Source organism: Ramlibacter sp. 2FC (genome assembly GCF_005503345.1).
Lineage (GTDB): Bacteria > Pseudomonadota > Gammaproteobacteria > Burkholderiales > Burkholderiaceae_C > SCMQ01.
Genome location: NZ_SCMM01000026.1, coordinates 1 through 14,893, shown reverse-complemented (window position 1 = coordinate 14,893; position 14,893 = coordinate 1). Strand labels below are relative to the sequence as shown.

Sequence of the window (14,893 nt, the reverse complement as noted above, 5' to 3'; positions counted from 1 at the left end):
GGAGCTGGCAGAGCGCGGACCGGAGGACGAGGCCATGGATCACACAGCGTCGCGCGAGCTTCCACGCAAGGCCCAGGCCCTGGGCCTGGAGACCCGCGTGCGCGACAGCGACCACGCCACGCTCAAGCTCTGGCTGCGCCTGCTGGCCTGCACGACCGAGATCCAGGACGAGATCCGCCGCCGCCTGCGCGCCGAGTTTTCGATCTCGCTGGGGCGCTTCGACTACCTGGCCCAGCTCTACCGCTATCCCGAAGGCCTGAGGATGCGCGACCTTTCGCGCCAGCTCATGGTGACGGGCGGCAACGTCACGGGCCTGACCGTGGAGCTCGAGCGCGAGGGCCTGGTGGCGCGCCGCAGCAGCGCGAGCGACCGTCGCGCCTGGATCGTCAGCCTCACGGCCAGGGGGCGTGCGTCCTTTTTCGTGATGGCGGGCCAGCATGCGCGCTGGCTGCAGCAGATGTTCGGCGGCCTCGACCAGGACACGCTCGAGCGCCTGCATGCGCACCTGGGCGAGCTGCGCGTGCAGCTCGCGCCCGCCATGGGCGAGGCCAAGGGGGCCTGAGCGCGACCCCCGCCTCGCGCGGGCTCATACGGTCTTGCATTCATTGAGATAGCCTCATCGCGCTGCGACGCGGTGCCGTGTTCCGTTCATGTCCCCCGGCGCCGGCCTTTGGCCGTCGCCTCCTCCTTGACTTCACTGCACACGACACCGCGCCGCAGCGCTCCAGCCGACGTCGTGGTGTGCGAAGCGATGGCGCGGGAGCGGTGGTGGACCCGAAGGGGAGGGCGGGTGAACGGCGCAGTGAAGTCAAGGAGGAGACGAGGGCGGCACGCCCTCGTCGGGGGACATGAACGGAGCCGTTCGCCCGCCCTCCCCGCCTTACTCGACGCAGCGAGGGACTTCTGACTTCTTCTTGTACTTCTGATCGCAAGTCGGTATGAGTGCCGGCTCAGGCGCTCGCGGTGTCGAACTGCCGCGCCGCCTCTATGCATTCCTTGAGCACGCGGGCGTCGCCGACCTGGTTGGCCAGCAGCAGGATCAGGCGGGCGTTGAACAGCTCGGAATCCTGCGGCGACAGGCCTGCATGGGCGTCGAGCAGCTGCTCGTAGAAACCGTCGGCATCCTGGAAATGGGGGGTGATTTTCATCGCGTCTTCCTTCTCGCGTCTCATGCCAGGCCGAGCGACTTTTCCACGGCCGCGACCAGATCGCTGTCCACGGCCTCGCCGGTGGCGGCCAGATAGCCGTCGGGCCGCACCAGGGCCCAGGCATGGCCGAACACATGGCAGGCCGCCTGCAGGTGGCCCTGCGGGTCGCGCACATGCTCGCGCGCTTGGGGCCGGTCCTCGGTGCCCAGCACCTGCACGGTTTTGAGCGGGGCGTGGGCGGCGAGCTGGCGCAGGCGCTGCAGCGCTGCCCCGCCGAGGTCGCTGAAGGCCAGCAGCAGCAGGTCGCCGTCGGCCCAGCGCAGCAGGTCGTTGACCCGGCCCTTGCCACCGTCGGCCCAGTCGAAGGCCACGTTCTGCACCGACTGTCCGCCCGTGGCCTCGCAGATGCGCGAGCGCGTGTAGCGGTTGGCCACCGCCATGCGGCCGGTGTTGATGAGCTGGCGCGCGAACGGGAACTGCCTGGCCAGACCGATGGCAGCGCAGCGGAACCTACGCTCGATGCCGTCGGCCGGGCGCAGGAAGCGCGCCGTGCGGTTGGTCACGCAGACGTTTTCCTGCGCGGCCTCCAGGCGCTCGTCGTTGTAGCTGTCCAGCAGGGCCGGGGCGGCGCGGCCGCGCAGCACGGCGGCGAGCTTCCAGGCCAGGTTGTCGGCGTCAGCCACGCCGGTGTTGCCGCCGCGCGCGCCGAAGGGGCTGACCACCTTGGCCGTGTCGCCCATGAAGAAAACGCGGCCGATGCGCAAGGCGTCCAGGCACTGGCTGCGGTAGGCGTAGGGGCCGACCCAGACGATCTCGATCTCGCAGTCGGGGCCGAACTGGCGCTGCAGGCGCTCGCGCACCACGTCCTCGCGGCTCACGTAGGCCGGGTCGGCATTGGGCGGCATCTGGTAGTCGATGCGCCAGACATCGTCGGCCATCAGGTGCTGCCAGACCGCGCGGTCGTCGTTGAACGGCGCCTCGATCCAGGTGTGGCGCTCCACCGGCGGGTGCTTGGTGAAGCGCACGTCGGCGATGCACCAGCGGTCGTCGCCGCGCTTGGTCTGCATGGTGGCGCCGGCCCAGGCGTGGAAGGGCGTGTGCGAGCCGCTGGCGTCGATCACATGCTCGGCCTCGAGGCGGTAGCTGCCGGCCGGGGTCTCCACAGTCAGCGTGGCGCAGGCCTCGTTCTGCTCGAAGCCGGTGACGCGCGATTGCCAGCGCAGGTCCACCCCGCCGAGCTCGTAGATGCGCTCGACCAGGTAGCCCTCGATGTAGAACTGCTGGATGTTGATGAACGGCGGCTGGCTCGAGAGGTGGAAGCTGTCCTGCTGGCGCAGGTCGAAGGAGTAGACCTCGTCCTGTCCTGCGAAGGTGCGGCCCACGCTCCACTGCACGCCCTTCTTTGCGATGCGCTCGTAGATGCCGAGCTTGTCGAAGATCTCGAGCGATTTCTGCGTGTAGCAGATGCCGCGCGAGGAGGCGCCCTTGACACCCACGCTGTTGTCCTCGTCCAGCAGCACGGCAGGCTGGCCCAGGCGCGCCAGCGAGCAGGCCAGGGTCAGGCCGGTGATGCCGGCGCCCACGATCACGATGGGGTGGCGGCGCAGCTCGCCCGAGCTCAACTCGGGCGGCGGGGAGAAGGGGTACTCGGGCAGCTGGTAGCCCGATCCGGCGGTGAATTCGTAGCCGTTGGTGAAGCTCACCGCGGCGTAGGCCGGGGCGGCGGCGGGGGTCTCCTGCATGATGGGCGGTCTCCTGCGTGGCTTAGGGCCTGCTCACACTGTTTTTGCCAGTGCGAACGTGGTTAAAAGCGCGCCAATCTAGGCGCGCGACGACGCCCAGGCTGGCCGCCTGGGCTAGGAGTGCAACAACGAGTGGCGCGCTTTTAACCACGTGCCCTTCGGGTTGCGGCCAAAAAGGCCATGCGCCGCGTTGCGAAACATCGCCGGGGCCCGACCCCGGCTGCGTTTCGCGCCTTGCGCATGGCCTTTTTGATCCGCAACGCATCTGGCAAAAACAGTGTGAGCAGGCCCTACTCCTGGGCTTTTTTCGCGTACTTTGGCCGGTCATTTTGCTGTGGTTTCAGCACCTCGGGGGCCTTGCCGGCGGCGTGCTCCTGACGCCATTGTTGCTTGCGCGCCGTCCATTCGGCCAGGCGCGCGTGGGCGGTCCGGCTTTCCTGCAGCATCTGGAACTCGTCGGCGCGCTGGGCGGTCAGCTCCAGCCGCACACCATTGGGGTCGAAGAAGTAGATGCTGTCGAAGACATGGTGGTCGGTGATGCCCAGCACCTCGATGCCATGGGCCTCGAGCCGCGCCTTCATGTCCTCGAGCGCCTGCAGCGAGTCGACGCGGAACGAGATGTGGTTGACCCACAGGGGCGTGTTGGGCGAGGGCAGGGCGGCCTCGTCGTTGCCCAGGTCGAAGAAGGCGATGAAGGAGCCGTCCTGCAGGCGGAAGAAGAAATGCGTGTAGGGGCAGTACTCGCCGGTGCTGGGCACGTGGTCGCTCTGGATGATGTGGTAGAGCGGCAGGCCCAGGATGTCCTCGTAGAAATGGCGCGTCTCCTCGGCGTCCCTGGCGCGGTAGGCGTAGTGGTGCAGTTGCCGGATGGGGGCTGGCGCGGGCAGGTCTTGGCGGGCGATGGCCATGGACTTCTCCTGAAAGGCTTGATGATTTACTAATTCGTAATTGGTTTACTATAACGTAATCATTGATTCCGAGCAAAGCCTGGCGATGCTTTTTGTGCTTGCATAAAAAAGCCTTACCGACCTGGTGTGTCCGATAGCCATGGGCAATGAACTGGATTGACGCAGCCAATTAGACGGCCCATGCTGTAGTGGCTACTCTTGAAATTCCCCCGGCCCGGGGCCGGGGTTCAGTGGCAGCTTGTTCAACCCTTCTAGGAGAACCCCATGGCAGCACTCAAAGGCTCGCGCACCGAGCAGTGCCTGAAAGACGCCTTCGCCGGCGAATCGCAGGCCAATCGCCGCTATCTCTATTTCGCCAACAAGGCCGACGTGGAAGGCCAGAACGATGTGGCGGCGCTGTTCCGCTCCACGGCAGAAGGCGAGACCGGCCATGCCCACGGCCACCTGGAATTCCTCGAGCAGTCGGGCGATCCCGCGACCGGCCTGCCGATAGGCCCGACCCGCCAGAACCTGGCCTCGGCCATCGCGGGCGAGACCCACGAGTACACCGACATGTACCCTGGCATGGCCAAGACCGCGCGCGAGGAAGGCTTCGACGAGATCGCCGACTGGTTCGAGACCCTGGCCAAGGCCGAGCGCTCGCACGCCAACCGCTACACCAAGGCGCTGGGCGAGCTCGTCGACTGACGGCGGGCCCTGCGTGTTGGGCGCTCGAACGAGCGCCCAATGCACAGCGCCCGTCCGATGCGCGGTTGACAGAGGAGAAACGCCATGTCGCGAGAAGGCAACCTGGAAGCGCCCACCCGGCATCCGCTCGACTGGAAGAACCCCGAGTTTCATGACGAAGCCTCCTGTCTCAAGGAGTTGGAGCGCATCTTCGAGATCTGCCACGGCTGCCGCCGCTGCGTCAGCCTGTGCGGCGCCTTCCCCACCCTGTTCGACCTGGTCGACGAGAGCCAGACCATGGAGGTCGACGGCGTGGCCAAGCAGGACTACTGGAAGGTGGTCGACCAGTGCTACCTGTGCGACCTGTGCTTCATGACCAAGTGTCCCTACGTGCCGCCGCACCCCTGGAACCTGGACTTCCCGCACACCATGCTGCGCGCCAAGGCCATCAAGTTCGAGAAGGGCGAGGTCAAGGCGGCCGAGCGCTTCCTGGCCTCCACCGACGTGCACGGCCAGTTCGCCGGCATCCCGGTCGTGGTGCAGGTGGCCAACGCGGTCAACAAGACCAAGGCCATGCGCAGCGTGCTCGAGAGCCTGGCGGGCGTGGACCGCAATGCCTGGCTGCCAGCCCTGGCCACGCGCAAGTTCCGCAGCAGTGCGCCCAAGGCCGCTGCCGGCGAGGTGCGCAACGGCGAGCGCACGCCGGGCAAGGTGGTGATCTTCTCCACCTGCTTCATCAACTACAACGAGCCCGGCATAGGCCACGACCTGCTCAAGATCCTGGACCACAACGCCATTCCCTACGAGCTGGTGAGCAAGGAGAAATGCTGCGGCATGCCCAAGCTCGAGCTCGGCGACCTGGCCTCGGTGAGCGCCAGCAAGGAGGCCAACGTCCCGGTGCTCGTCAAGTACGCCCGGCAGGGCTACGCGATTCTGGCCGCCGTGCCCAGCTGCGCGCTGATGTTCAAGCAGGAGATCCCGCTGATGTACCCCGACGACGCCGAGGTGCAGCTGGTCAAGGAGGCCATGTGGGACCCCTTCGAGTACTTCATGGCGCGCAAGCGGGACGGCCTGCTCAAGACCGAGTTCGCCATGCCGCTGGGCCAGGTGAGCTACCACATCCCCTGCCACGGCCGGGTGCAGAACATAGGCAAGAAGACCGAGGAGATGCTCAAGATGATCCCGGGCACCACGGTGAACACCGTCGAGCGCTGCTCGGGCCACGCCGGCACCTTCGGCGTCAAGAAGGCACACCACCAGACCGCGATGAAGATCGGCAAGCCGGTGTTCAAGGCCATGGCCCAGATGAAGGACGGCGCCAAGCCCGACTACATCAGCTCCGATTGCCCGCTGGGCGGCCACCACATCGCCCAGGGCTTCGAGGTCAACCAGCTGGGCGCGCCCGAGCTCAACCACCCGCTCACCCTGGTGCGCAAGGCCTATGGATTGAAATGAAGGCAAGCATGCAGATCACCGGAAAAATCACCCGCGACAGCCTCATGACCCTGGAGGCCTACAGCAAGTGGCGCAAGCAGCACAAGCCCGAGGTCATGGCCCACCGCCAGCTGCGCAGCGTGCACCTGGGCGAGCACATGAGGGTGCAGTTCGAGAGCGAGCTGTCCATGCGCTACCAGATCCAGGAGATGCTGCGCGTGGAGAAGATCTTCGAGGACGAGGGCATAGACCAGGAGATCGAGGCCTACGCCCCACTGGTGCCCAACGGCGGCAACTGGAAGGCCACGCTGATGATCGAGTATGTCGACGTCAACGAGCGCCAGCGCGAGCTCGCGCGCCTGGTCGGCGTGGAGCACCGCATGTTCGTCGAGGTCGAGGGCCAGGAGCGGGTCTACGCCATCGCCGACGAGGACTTGGAGCGCTCGACCCCCGAAAAGACCTCGGCCGTGCATTTCCTGCGCTTCGAGCTCGGTCCGGCCATGCGCGCCTCGGTCAAGGCCGGCGCCGCCGTCAAGCTTGGCTGCGACCATTCGCATTACCCGGCCCATGTCAGCATCCCGGCCGAGGCGCTGGCCTCGCTGGCTGGCGACCTCAGCTGAGCGGAGGCTCGGGCGCGCCGACCCCGTAGCGGTCCCAGAGCGCCCATTCCGGTCCGGGCTTGGCCGTGATCGTGAGTGCCGCGCCGCTGTGCGGATGGACGAGCTCCAGCCGCAGCGCGTGCAGCCACAGGCGCTGCAGGCCCAGCAGCCCTGCCACGGCGCGGTTGAGCGCCCCCTTGCCGTGCGTGGCGTCGCCTATCAGGGGGTGGGCGATGTGCTTGAGGTGGCGGCGCAGCTGGTGGCGCCGGCCCGTCAGTGGTTCGAGCTCGACCAGGGCGCAGCGCGTGCCCGGGAAGGCGCCCTGCGCCAGCGGCAGCTCGTGGCGGGCCAGGCGGCGGTAGCGCGTGCGGGCCTCCTGCAGCTCCTCGCGCCCGGCACGCGCGTCATCGGCCAGGCGCCTGAGCGGGTGGTCGATCAGGCCTTCGGCAGCCGGCCAGCCGCGCACCACGGCCCGGTAGGTCTTGCGCAGTGCCGCACCGGCCTCGAAGGCGGCCCCCAGCCGGCGCGCCGTTTCGGCGTCAAGCGCGAACAGCAGCACGCCGCTGGTGCCCTTGTCGAGCCGGTGCACCGGCCAGACCGGCCGGCCGAGCTGGTCGCGCAGCAGCTGCAGGGCAAAGCGGGTCTCGCCCGCGTCCAGGCCGCTGCGGTGCACCAGCAGGCCCGGCGGCTTGTCCACCGCTGCAAGATAATCGTCCTGGTACAGGATGTTCAGCATGTTGTTTCTATTGTCCCCCGCCAAATCGCTCGATTACGACACCCCCGCCGGCGAGCTGCCGCACAGCCAGCCCCTGTTCACCCGCCAGTCGGCCGAGCTCATTGAGCTGCTCAGGCAGTACTCGCCGCAGCAGGTCGCCGAGCTCATGAGCCTGAGTGACAAGCTCGCGGCGCTCAACGTGGCGCGCTACCAAGCCTGGAGCCCGAAATTCACGGCGAAGAACGCCAAGCAGGCCGTGCTGGCCTTCAATGGCGACGTCTACGAGGGTCTGGACGCCAGGAGCCTCAAGCCGCGCGAGCTCGAATGGGCGCAGGACCATGTCTGCATCCTCAGCGGCCTCTATGGCGTGCTGCGGCCGCTCGACTTGATGCAGCCCTACCGGCTCGAGATGGGCACCCGCCTGGCAAACGACAAGGGTACCGACCTCTACCGCTTCTGGGGCCCGCAGATCGCCGAGCACCTCAACGCCAGGCGGGCCGAGGACCGTTCGCCGGTGGTCGTCAACCTGGCTTCGCAGGAGTACTTCAAGTCGGTGGACCGCAAGCGGCTGCGGGCACGCGTGATCGAATGCGTGTTCGAGGACTGGAAGGGCGGGAAGTACAAGATCATCAGCTTCCACGCCAAGCGCGCGCGCGGCCTGATGGCGCGCTACGCCATCCAGCACCGCGTGACCACGCCCAGCAAGCTGGAGGGCTTCGACCTGGAAGGCTATGCCTTCGACACGGCCGCCTCCGAGCCCGACCGGCTGGTGTTTCGCCGCCGGCAGGCGGCCTGAGGCCGGTGCAGGAGGCCGCCATGACCCAACAGATCACCCCCGAGCTGCGCCAGTGGATCGTGGCGCAGGCCGAGGCCGGGCACAGCGCCGAAGCGGTGCTGCAATCCATGCGCGCCTCGGGTTGGGACGAGGACGTGGCCGTGCAGGCCATGGAGGACAGCTTGCGCGACCACCTGGAGGCCCGGGCCCAGGCCCAGGGCCTGCCGCCGGCCGTGGCGGTGCCCGAGCCCGACCTCGACGACGAGCCGCTGTGCCTGGACGCGGGCGACCGGCGCGTGGCGGTGCTGGCCAGCCTGGCGCAGCCGCGCATCGTGGTGTTCGGCGGCCTGCTCGACGACGCCGAGTGCGAGGCCCTGATCGCGGCGGCGCGGCCGCGCCTGAGCCGCTCGCTGACGGTGGCCATGGCCAGCGACGGCGAGGAGGTCAACGAGGACCGCACCAGCGAAGGCATGTTCTTCACCCGCGCCGAGAGCCCGCTGGTGGCGCGCATCGAGGCGCGCATCGCCCGGCTGCTGCGCTGGCCGCAGGAGAACGGCGAGGGCCTGCAGGTGCTGTGCTACCGGCCCGGCGCCGAGTACAAGCCGCACCACGACTACTTCGACCCGCAGCAGCCCGGCACGCCGACCATTCTGCGCCGCGGCGGCCAGCGCGTGGCCACCCTGGTGATCTACCTGGGCGAGCCCGACAAGGGCGGGGCCACGGTGTTCCCCGAGTTGCAGCTTGCGGTCGCGCCGCGGCGCGGCAACGCCGTGTTCTTCAGCTACGAGCGGCCGCACCCGTCCACGCGCACCCTGCACGGCGGCGCGCCGGTGCTGGCCGGAGAGAAATGGATCGCCACCAAGTGGCTGCGCGAGCGCGAATTTGTCTGAGCGCAAGCGCGAACCTCATGAGGTCCCCATGAACCTGCCCGAACACTCCCAGCTTGGCAAGGCCTCGCCCTATGTCGACCAGTACGACGCGGGCCTGCTGTTCCCCATCCCCCGTGCCCCCAAGCGTGCCGAGATCGGCATCGGCGGCACGCCGCTGTTCTTCGGCGCCGACCTCTGGACCGCCTTCGAGCTCAGCTGGCTGAACCCGCGCGGCAAGCCCCAGGTGGCGCTGGCCCACATCACCGTGCCCTGCGAGAGCAGCCATCTGGTGGAGAGCAAGTCGTTCAAGCTCTACCTCAACAGCTTCAACAACACCAGGTTCGCGAGCGCCGACGAGGTCCGCCAGCGCATCCGCGCCGACATCAGCGCCGCCGCCTGGCAGGGCGGGCCGGTACGCTCGCAGGTCGGCGTGAACCTGGTGCTGCCCGAGCTGTTCGACCGCGAGCCCATCCACGAGCTCGACGGCCTGAACCTGGACCGGCTGGACGTGGAGTGCACGCGCTACCAGCCCGCGCCCGAGCTGCTGAGCGCGGCGTTCGCCGAGCAGCCGGTCAGCGAGGTGCTGGTCAGCAACCTGCTCAAGAGCAACTGCCTGGTGACCGGCCAGCCCGACTGGGGCAGCGTGCAGATCCGCTACAGCGGCCCGCAGATCGACCAGGCGGGCCTGCTGCAGTACATCGTGAGTTTCCGCAACCACAACGAGTTCCACGAGCAATGCGTGGAGCGCATCTTCATGGACCTGTGGACGCGCTGCAAGCCGGCCCAGCTCACGGTCTACGCGCGCTACACCCGCCGCGGCGGCCTGGACATCAGCCCTTTTCGCACCAGCCACCCCGGACCCATGCCGCTGCCGGTGCGCACCGCCCGCCAGTAGCCCGGGGCCAGCTCACCGGCCCTGGCCGGGGCCGCTCAGCCAGTCGCAGCGAACGCGCCGCATCATGTGGGCACGAGCGCGCCAGGCCACGTAGAGGGCCGGGCTCAGGATGGCTATCGGGCACAGGGGCAGGGCCCAGGCCTCGTCCAGCACCAGGGCGGGCAGCCAGCCCGTCCATCCCAGCAGCCACACGGTCAGGACCGCGTCCCAGAGGTGGTACTCGAGCGGGTGCTGCGCTCGGTGGTCCACATGCCATTGCTTGATGCGTTGCAGCTCGGCCAGGGTGAGACGGGGTGTCATGGCGGTCTCCGGTACGAGGCTTCAATGTAAGCTTTGGGTAAGTTTCCGTCAACGCGGGCCCCGGGCTGAAGTCCTGCGCAACCAGCGAGATGCGAGGGACTGCGTGGATTGATACAAAACGTATCGCCGGCGCAGCGGGCCGTCCATCCCTTGGCACCGATGAGGGCCCGATGCGGCTTTGCCGGAGACGAAGTTACGTCCAGTAACTTTCTGCCCGGGCCGCCCGCCTAGCATCGCCCCATCTTTCACCTTATGCAAAAAATGGAGGCGGTATGAACGAAAAGACCGGAATGCGTGGCTTGGTAGGTATGGCGCCGTGGCGCTGGCTCGCGGCTGGGTTGACCGCGGCCACCCTGGCCGCCTGCGGCGGCGGCGGGTCGGGGGGCACGGGCACCCTGCGTGTCGCGCTGACCGATGCGCCGTCCTGCGGCTACGACCATGTCTACGTCACGGTCGAGAGGGTCCGCGTGCACCAGAGCAGCAGCGCCGGCGACGCCGAAGCGGGGTGGAGCGAGATCGTGCTTTCGCCGGCGCGCCGTATCGATCTGCTCGATCTGACCAATGGCGTGCTGGAGGAACTGGGCAACACCGATCTGCCCGCGGGTGACTACCAGCAGATCCGCCTCGTGCTGTCCGAGAACACGGGCAGCGCGCCGCTGGCCAATGCCGTGCAGCCCACCGGGGGCAGCACCGTGGCGCTCGACACGCCCAGCGGTACGCAAAGCGGCCTGAAGCTGCAGGCGCATTTCAATGTTCCCGCGGGCCAGACCGCCGATGTGGCGCTCGATTTCGACGCCTGCAAGTCGGTGGTGGCCACGGGCAGTCCGGGCAAATACAACCTCAAGCCGGTGATCTCGGTGATCCCGATCCTGACGGCCATCGAGGGCTATGTCGCCACGAACATCGCCAACAGCGGCACGCTCGTGACGGCTCAGCTGACCGACGGCACGCGGGTGCGCGGAACCACGCCTGGGACGACCGACGGCAAGTTCCGTCTCGTGGTGCTGCCCAACAGCAATTATTCGGTGGTCGTGGCCGCAGCCGCGCGCGAGACGGCCGCGGTCACGGGCGTGCCTGTGACCACGGGCACCACGGCGCTCAATCCGGTGGCGGCGCCGATCGCCCCCGCCTCGTCCGCCGTGGCCAGCGTGAGCGGCACGGTGACCACGGGCAGCAGCGTGCCGGTGGCCGGTGCGACGGTGCGTGCGACCCAGGCGCTGACGGGAGGTCCGACCATCCAGGTGGCCTCGCAGATCACGGGCGCCACGGGGGGCTACGCGCTGAGCCTGCCGCTCGCGGCGCCGATCAGGGCACCCTACGCCGGTGGCGCGGCGCTGGCGTTCGCGGCAGACGGCGCTGTGGCCGGAAAGTACAGCTTCGAGGCCAAGGCCCAGGGCTACCTGACACAGACCACCGGTGTGATCGCGCTGTCTGGCGACATCGCGCAGGACTTCGTCCTGTCCCCGTCGCCCTGAGGCTGGCAGGGCCGGCCTAGAAGAGTTCCCGCGTTTGCGCCGCCTGCTGGGCGGGGGCCTCCGACCGATGAACTCGGTCGGGGGCCTTTTTTTCTGCGGAGGGCGGCCGCGCGGCCACCTCCGCGGCCTTGGCCAGCGAGCCCACGCGCACGCCGAGCAGGCGCAGCCGGCGCGTCAGGTCCACGCGCTTGAGGCACAGGCCCGCCACGCGGCGCAGGGTGGCGGCGTCGGCCGTGAACTGGGAGATGGTCTGGTCGCGCGTGACGATCTGGAAGTTGTCGTAGCGCAGCTTGATGCCTATGGTCCGCCCCACGTAGCCCTTGCGCTGAAGGTCGGCCGCGACCTGCTCGCACAGCTGGGTGAAGACCGCGCCGAGCTCGGCCCGGTCATGCACCGCGTGCAGGTCGCGCTCGAAGGTGGTCTCGCGGCTCATGCTCACGGGTTCGCTCTCGGTCACCACCGGCCGCTCGTCGCGCCCCCAGGCCGCCTCATGCAGCCAGGCGCCGTAGCTGGGGCCGAACTCGGCTACCAGCCAGGCGCGCTCGCGCGCGGCCAGCTCGCCAATGGTCTGTATGCCCAGGGCCTGCAGCCTGGCATCGGTCTTGGGGCCCACGCCGTTGATCTTGCGGCAGGGCAGGGGCCAGATCAGGGTCTGCAGGTCCTCGGGCAGGACGATGGAGATGCCGTTCGGTTTGTTGAACTCGCTGGCCATCTTGGCCAGCAGCTTGTTCGGCGCGACGCCGATCGAGCAGCTCAGGCCGGTGGCCTCGTGGATGCTTTTCTGGATCAGGCGCGCCAGCACCCGGCCGCCCTCGCGCTGGCCGCCCGGCACCTTGGTGAAGTCGATGTAGACCTCGTCCACGCCGCGGTCTTCCATCAGCGGCGCGATCTCGGTGATGACCTGCTTGAAGCGGCGCGAGTAGCGGCGGTACTCGTCGAAGTCCACCGGCAGCAGAATGGCCTGGGGGCACAGCCGCGCCGCCTTCATCAGGCCCATGGCCGAGCCCACGCCGAAGGGCCGTGCCGCGTAGGTCGCGGTGGTGATGACGCCGCGGCCCGTGTAGTCCTTGAGCAGCGGGAAATCCGCCACCGGGATCTGGTCCAGCGGCAGCCCGGCGTGGCGTGCCAGCAGCGCGTCGTCTACCCGGCGCCGGCCCCCGCCGATCACCACCGGCAGCCCCTTGAGCTGTGGATAGCGCAGCAGCTCGACCGACGCGTAGAACGCGTCCATGTCGAGGTGGGCGATGCGGCGAATGGCGCCGTCGGCGGACGGGGGCGAGGTGCTCACGCGGCAAGCATAGCGCGCAGAGGCGGGCCCCGCCGCCTCGCGCCTGCAGGCACAATGGGGCGGCGGCTGAGGGCCACCGCCCAGGCCGTACCCAGGGAGATGTGATGAACAAACACAAGCGCCATTTCCTCGTCGCCGCTGCCGGCGGCGCCGCGCTGCCGGGCGCCGCGCGCGCCGCCCCCGGCGGCCCCCGCGGCACCGGTCCCGGACTGCTGACCGTGACCGGTGCCATAGGCCGGGGCAACCGCGGGCCGATCGACGAGGCGCTGGACCAGATGATGGCCAAGCAGAAGATCCGGTTCGACCGGGCGCATGTGTTCGATTTTGCCGCCCTGGCCGCCTTGCCTGCGGTCAGCATCCGCCCCACGCTGGAGTACGACGCCAAGGTCCACTTGCTGCGGGGGCCGCTGCTGACCGACGTGCTCCAGGCCGCCGGCGCGGCCCAGGCCGATCGCAGCACGCTGCTGCTGCGTGCCGTGGACGGCTACGTGGCCAGCATGAGCATGGCCGATGCGCGCAAGTACCGCTTCATCGTGGCCACGCATTTCGATGGGCGGGCCATGACCCTGGGCAGCCTGGGCCCGCTGTGGGCGGTGTACGAGGCGGACCGCTTTGCCGAGATGGCGGCCAAGCCGGTCAACGAACGCTTCGCGCTGTGCCCCTGGGGCCTCTACCACCTCGACGTGCAGAGGGCGGGGTAGGTGGCCGGCCCGCTTCAGTAGCTGCCCGGTAGCAGGATGTCCTTGCCGACCTGGTCGATCTGGGTGCGGCCGCAGAAGGCCATGGTCAGGTCGAGCTCGCGCTGGATGATCTCCAGCGCCTTGCTCACGCCGGCCTCGCCCATGGCGCCCAGGCCGTAGGCCATGGCACGGCCGATGTAGGTGCCACGGGCGCCGAGGGCGCGCGCCTTGAGCACGTCCTGGCCGCTGCGTATGCCGCCGTCCATGTGCACCTCGATCTGCGACCCGACCGCGGCGACGATGGCCGGCAGGGCGCGGATGCTGCTCTCGGCGCCGTCGAGCTGGCGCCCGCCGTGGTTGCTGACGATCAGCGCGTCGGCGCCGCTGTCCACCGCCAGCTTGGCGTCCTCCACGTCCTGTATGCCCTTGAGGATGATCTTGCCGCCCCAGCGCTTCTTGATCCACTCCACGTCGCCCCAGTTCAGGCGCGGGTCGAACTGCTGCGCGGTCCAGGCCGAGAGCGAGCCCATGTTCTCCACGCCCTTCACATGGCCCACGATGTTGCCGAACTGCCGGCGCGGCGTACCCAGCATGCCCAGGGCCCAGCGCGGCTTGCCCGCGATGTTGAGCATGTTGGGCAGGGTCAGCTTAGGGGGGGCAGACAGGCCGTTCTTGAGGTCCTTGTGACGCTGGCCCAGGATCTGCAGGTCCAGCGTGATGACCAGGGCCGAACAGTTGGCGGCCTTGGCTCTATCGATCAGGCGCTCGATGAAGTCGCGGTCGCGCATCACGTAGAGCTGGAACCAGAACGGGTGGCGGTCGGTGGCCTTGGCCACGTCCTCGATCGAGCAGATGCTCATGGTCGAGAGCGTGAACGGGATGCCGAACTTCTTGGCCGCGCGCGCCGCGAGGATTTCGCCGTCGGCATGCTGCATGCCGGTCAGGCCCACCGGCGCAATGGCCACCGGCATGGCGACCTCCTGGCCGATCATGGTGCTGCGCGTGCTGCGGCCCTCCATGTTGACGGCCACGCGCTGGCGCAGCTTGATGCCCTGGAAGTCGGCCTCGTTGGCGCGATAGGTGCTCTCGGTCCAGCTGCCGGAGTCGGCGTAGTCGTAGAACATGCGCGGCACGCGCTTTTGCGCGAGCAGGCGCAGGTCTTCGATGTGGGTGATGACGGGCATGGTGGTTGTCTCCTGCGGATGCCGCATCCTACCCAGGGCCCGGTGGCGGGCAATTGAAATCCGCCGGTCGGGCTTTGAAATTTATTTGGCTGGCGCTGCTTCAGAGGGTGTAGACGAAATGATCTACGTCGCCAGTCTAGTCGCGAGCATACGCGCTTCGGCCAACCAGACCCATGCGAGCGGCGCCCAGTCCGATCGATCGTGGTGTGCCATGA

At 68.4% G+C, this 14,893-nt stretch carries 17 protein-coding genes; 10 read left to right on the top strand and 7 right to left on the bottom strand.

Annotated elements, in window-relative coordinates; genetic code table 11:
- The first annotated feature begins 34 nt into the window (after window positions 1–34).
- Window positions 35–562, top strand: coding sequence for a MarR family winged helix-turn-helix transcriptional regulator (locus FFS10_RS12670; RefSeq protein WP_137894884.1), 528 nt, complete (start codon window positions 35–37; stop codon window positions 560–562).
- Between the two features lie 388 nt (window positions 563–950).
- On the opposite strand, the gene FFS10_RS12665 is transcribed toward FFS10_RS12670, so the two are convergent.
- From FFS10_RS12665 to FFS10_RS12655, 3 genes are all read right to left on the bottom strand, one after another.
- Window positions 951–1,148, bottom strand: a complete 198-nt coding sequence (locus tag FFS10_RS12665; protein WP_137894835.1) for a DUF2783 domain-containing protein — start codon at window positions 1,146–1,148, stop codon at window positions 951–953.
- 20 nt (window positions 1,149–1,168) lie between these two features.
- Entirely contained in the window at window positions 1,169–2,890 is a 1,722-nt protein-coding gene (locus FFS10_RS12660; RefSeq protein WP_137894834.1) for an FAD-dependent oxidoreductase, read from the bottom strand.
- A gap of 290 nt (window positions 2,891–3,180) precedes the next feature.
- Window positions 3,181–3,798, bottom strand: coding sequence for a VOC family protein (locus FFS10_RS12655; RefSeq protein ID WP_137894833.1), 618 nt, complete (start codon window positions 3,796–3,798; stop codon window positions 3,181–3,183).
- Between the two features lie 264 nt (window positions 3,799–4,062).
- Between FFS10_RS12655 and FFS10_RS12650 the strand changes: the two genes are divergently transcribed.
- From FFS10_RS12650 to FFS10_RS12640, 3 genes are all read left to right on the top strand, one after another.
- Window positions 4,063–4,485, top strand: a complete 423-nt coding sequence (locus tag FFS10_RS12650; RefSeq protein ID WP_137894832.1) for a rubrerythrin family protein — start codon at window positions 4,063–4,065, stop codon at window positions 4,483–4,485.
- A gap of 84 nt (window positions 4,486–4,569) precedes the next feature.
- Window positions 4,570–5,919: a (Fe-S)-binding protein gene (locus FFS10_RS12645; protein ID WP_137894831.1), complete on the top strand. Its 1,350-nt coding sequence runs from the start codon at window positions 4,570–4,572 to the stop codon at window positions 5,917–5,919.
- Between the two features lie 8 nt (window positions 5,920–5,927).
- Entirely contained in the window at window positions 5,928–6,518 is a 591-nt protein-coding gene (locus FFS10_RS12640; RefSeq protein WP_137894830.1) for a DUF3501 family protein, read from the top strand.
- On the opposite strand, the gene FFS10_RS12635 is transcribed toward FFS10_RS12640, so the two are convergent.
- Entirely contained in the window at window positions 6,511–7,233 is a 723-nt protein-coding gene (locus tag FFS10_RS12635; RefSeq protein WP_137894829.1) for a pseudouridine synthase, read from the bottom strand. The two genes, FFS10_RS12640 and FFS10_RS12635, sit on opposite strands and share 8 nt — an antisense overlap.
- On the opposite strand from FFS10_RS12635, the gene yaaA reads away from it, so the two are divergent.
- The 3 genes from yaaA to queF are packed head-to-tail and all read left to right on the top strand — an operon-like array spanning window position 7,232 to window position 9,751.
- On the top strand, window positions 7,232–8,008 hold the full coding sequence (gene yaaA, locus FFS10_RS12630) for a peroxide stress protein YaaA (RefSeq protein WP_137894828.1): 777 nt from the start codon (window positions 7,232–7,234) through the stop codon (window positions 8,006–8,008). The genes FFS10_RS12635 and yaaA overlap by 2 nt on opposite strands.
- A gap of 20 nt (window positions 8,009–8,028) precedes the next feature.
- Window positions 8,029–8,877, top strand: coding sequence for a 2OG-Fe(II) oxygenase (locus FFS10_RS12625; protein ID WP_137894827.1), 849 nt, complete (start codon window positions 8,029–8,031; stop codon window positions 8,875–8,877).
- A gap of 28 nt (window positions 8,878–8,905) precedes the next feature.
- Complete coding sequence (gene queF, locus FFS10_RS12620) at window positions 8,906–9,751, top strand: NADPH-dependent 7-cyano-7-deazaguanine reductase QueF (protein WP_137894826.1); 846 nt, start codon at window positions 8,906–8,908, stop codon at window positions 9,749–9,751.
- A gap of 12 nt (window positions 9,752–9,763) precedes the next feature.
- Here the strand turns inward: queF and FFS10_RS12615 are convergent, their stop codons facing one another.
- On the bottom strand, window positions 9,764–10,051 hold the full coding sequence (locus FFS10_RS12615; RefSeq protein WP_137894825.1) for a hypothetical protein: 288 nt from the start codon (window positions 10,049–10,051) through the stop codon (window positions 9,764–9,766).
- A 272-nt stretch (window positions 10,052–10,323) separates the two neighbouring features.
- Here FFS10_RS12615 and FFS10_RS12610 point away from each other — a divergent pair, with 272 nt between their 5' ends.
- Window positions 10,324–11,526, top strand: coding sequence for a DUF4382 domain-containing protein (locus FFS10_RS12610; RefSeq protein WP_249931276.1), 1,203 nt, complete (start codon window positions 10,324–10,326; stop codon window positions 11,524–11,526).
- A 16-nt stretch (window positions 11,527–11,542) separates the two neighbouring features.
- Here the strand turns inward: FFS10_RS12610 and dinB are convergent, their stop codons facing one another.
- A complete protein-coding gene (gene dinB, locus FFS10_RS12605) occupies window positions 11,543–12,757 on the bottom strand; it encodes a DNA polymerase IV (RefSeq protein WP_137894882.1) in 1,215 nt (404 codons plus the stop codon).
- Between the two features lie 161 nt (window positions 12,758–12,918).
- Here dinB and FFS10_RS12600 point away from each other — a divergent pair, with 161 nt between their 5' ends.
- Complete coding sequence (locus FFS10_RS12600) at window positions 12,919–13,515, top strand: putative pterin-binding protein (RefSeq protein ID WP_137894824.1); 597 nt, start codon at window positions 12,919–12,921, stop codon at window positions 13,513–13,515.
- A gap of 14 nt (window positions 13,516–13,529) precedes the next feature.
- Here FFS10_RS12600 and FFS10_RS12595 read toward each other — a convergent pair whose 3' ends face one another.
- Window positions 13,530–14,678, bottom strand: a complete 1,149-nt coding sequence (locus FFS10_RS12595) for an alpha-hydroxy acid oxidase (RefSeq protein ID WP_137894823.1) — start codon at window positions 14,676–14,678, stop codon at window positions 13,530–13,532.
- On the opposite strand from FFS10_RS12595, the gene FFS10_RS23185 reads away from it, so the two are divergent.
- Window positions 14,677–14,893: hypothetical protein (locus FFS10_RS23185; protein WP_212744128.1), on the top strand; the 217-nt coding region annotated here is incomplete at its 3' end. The two genes, FFS10_RS12595 and FFS10_RS23185, sit on opposite strands and share 2 nt — an antisense overlap.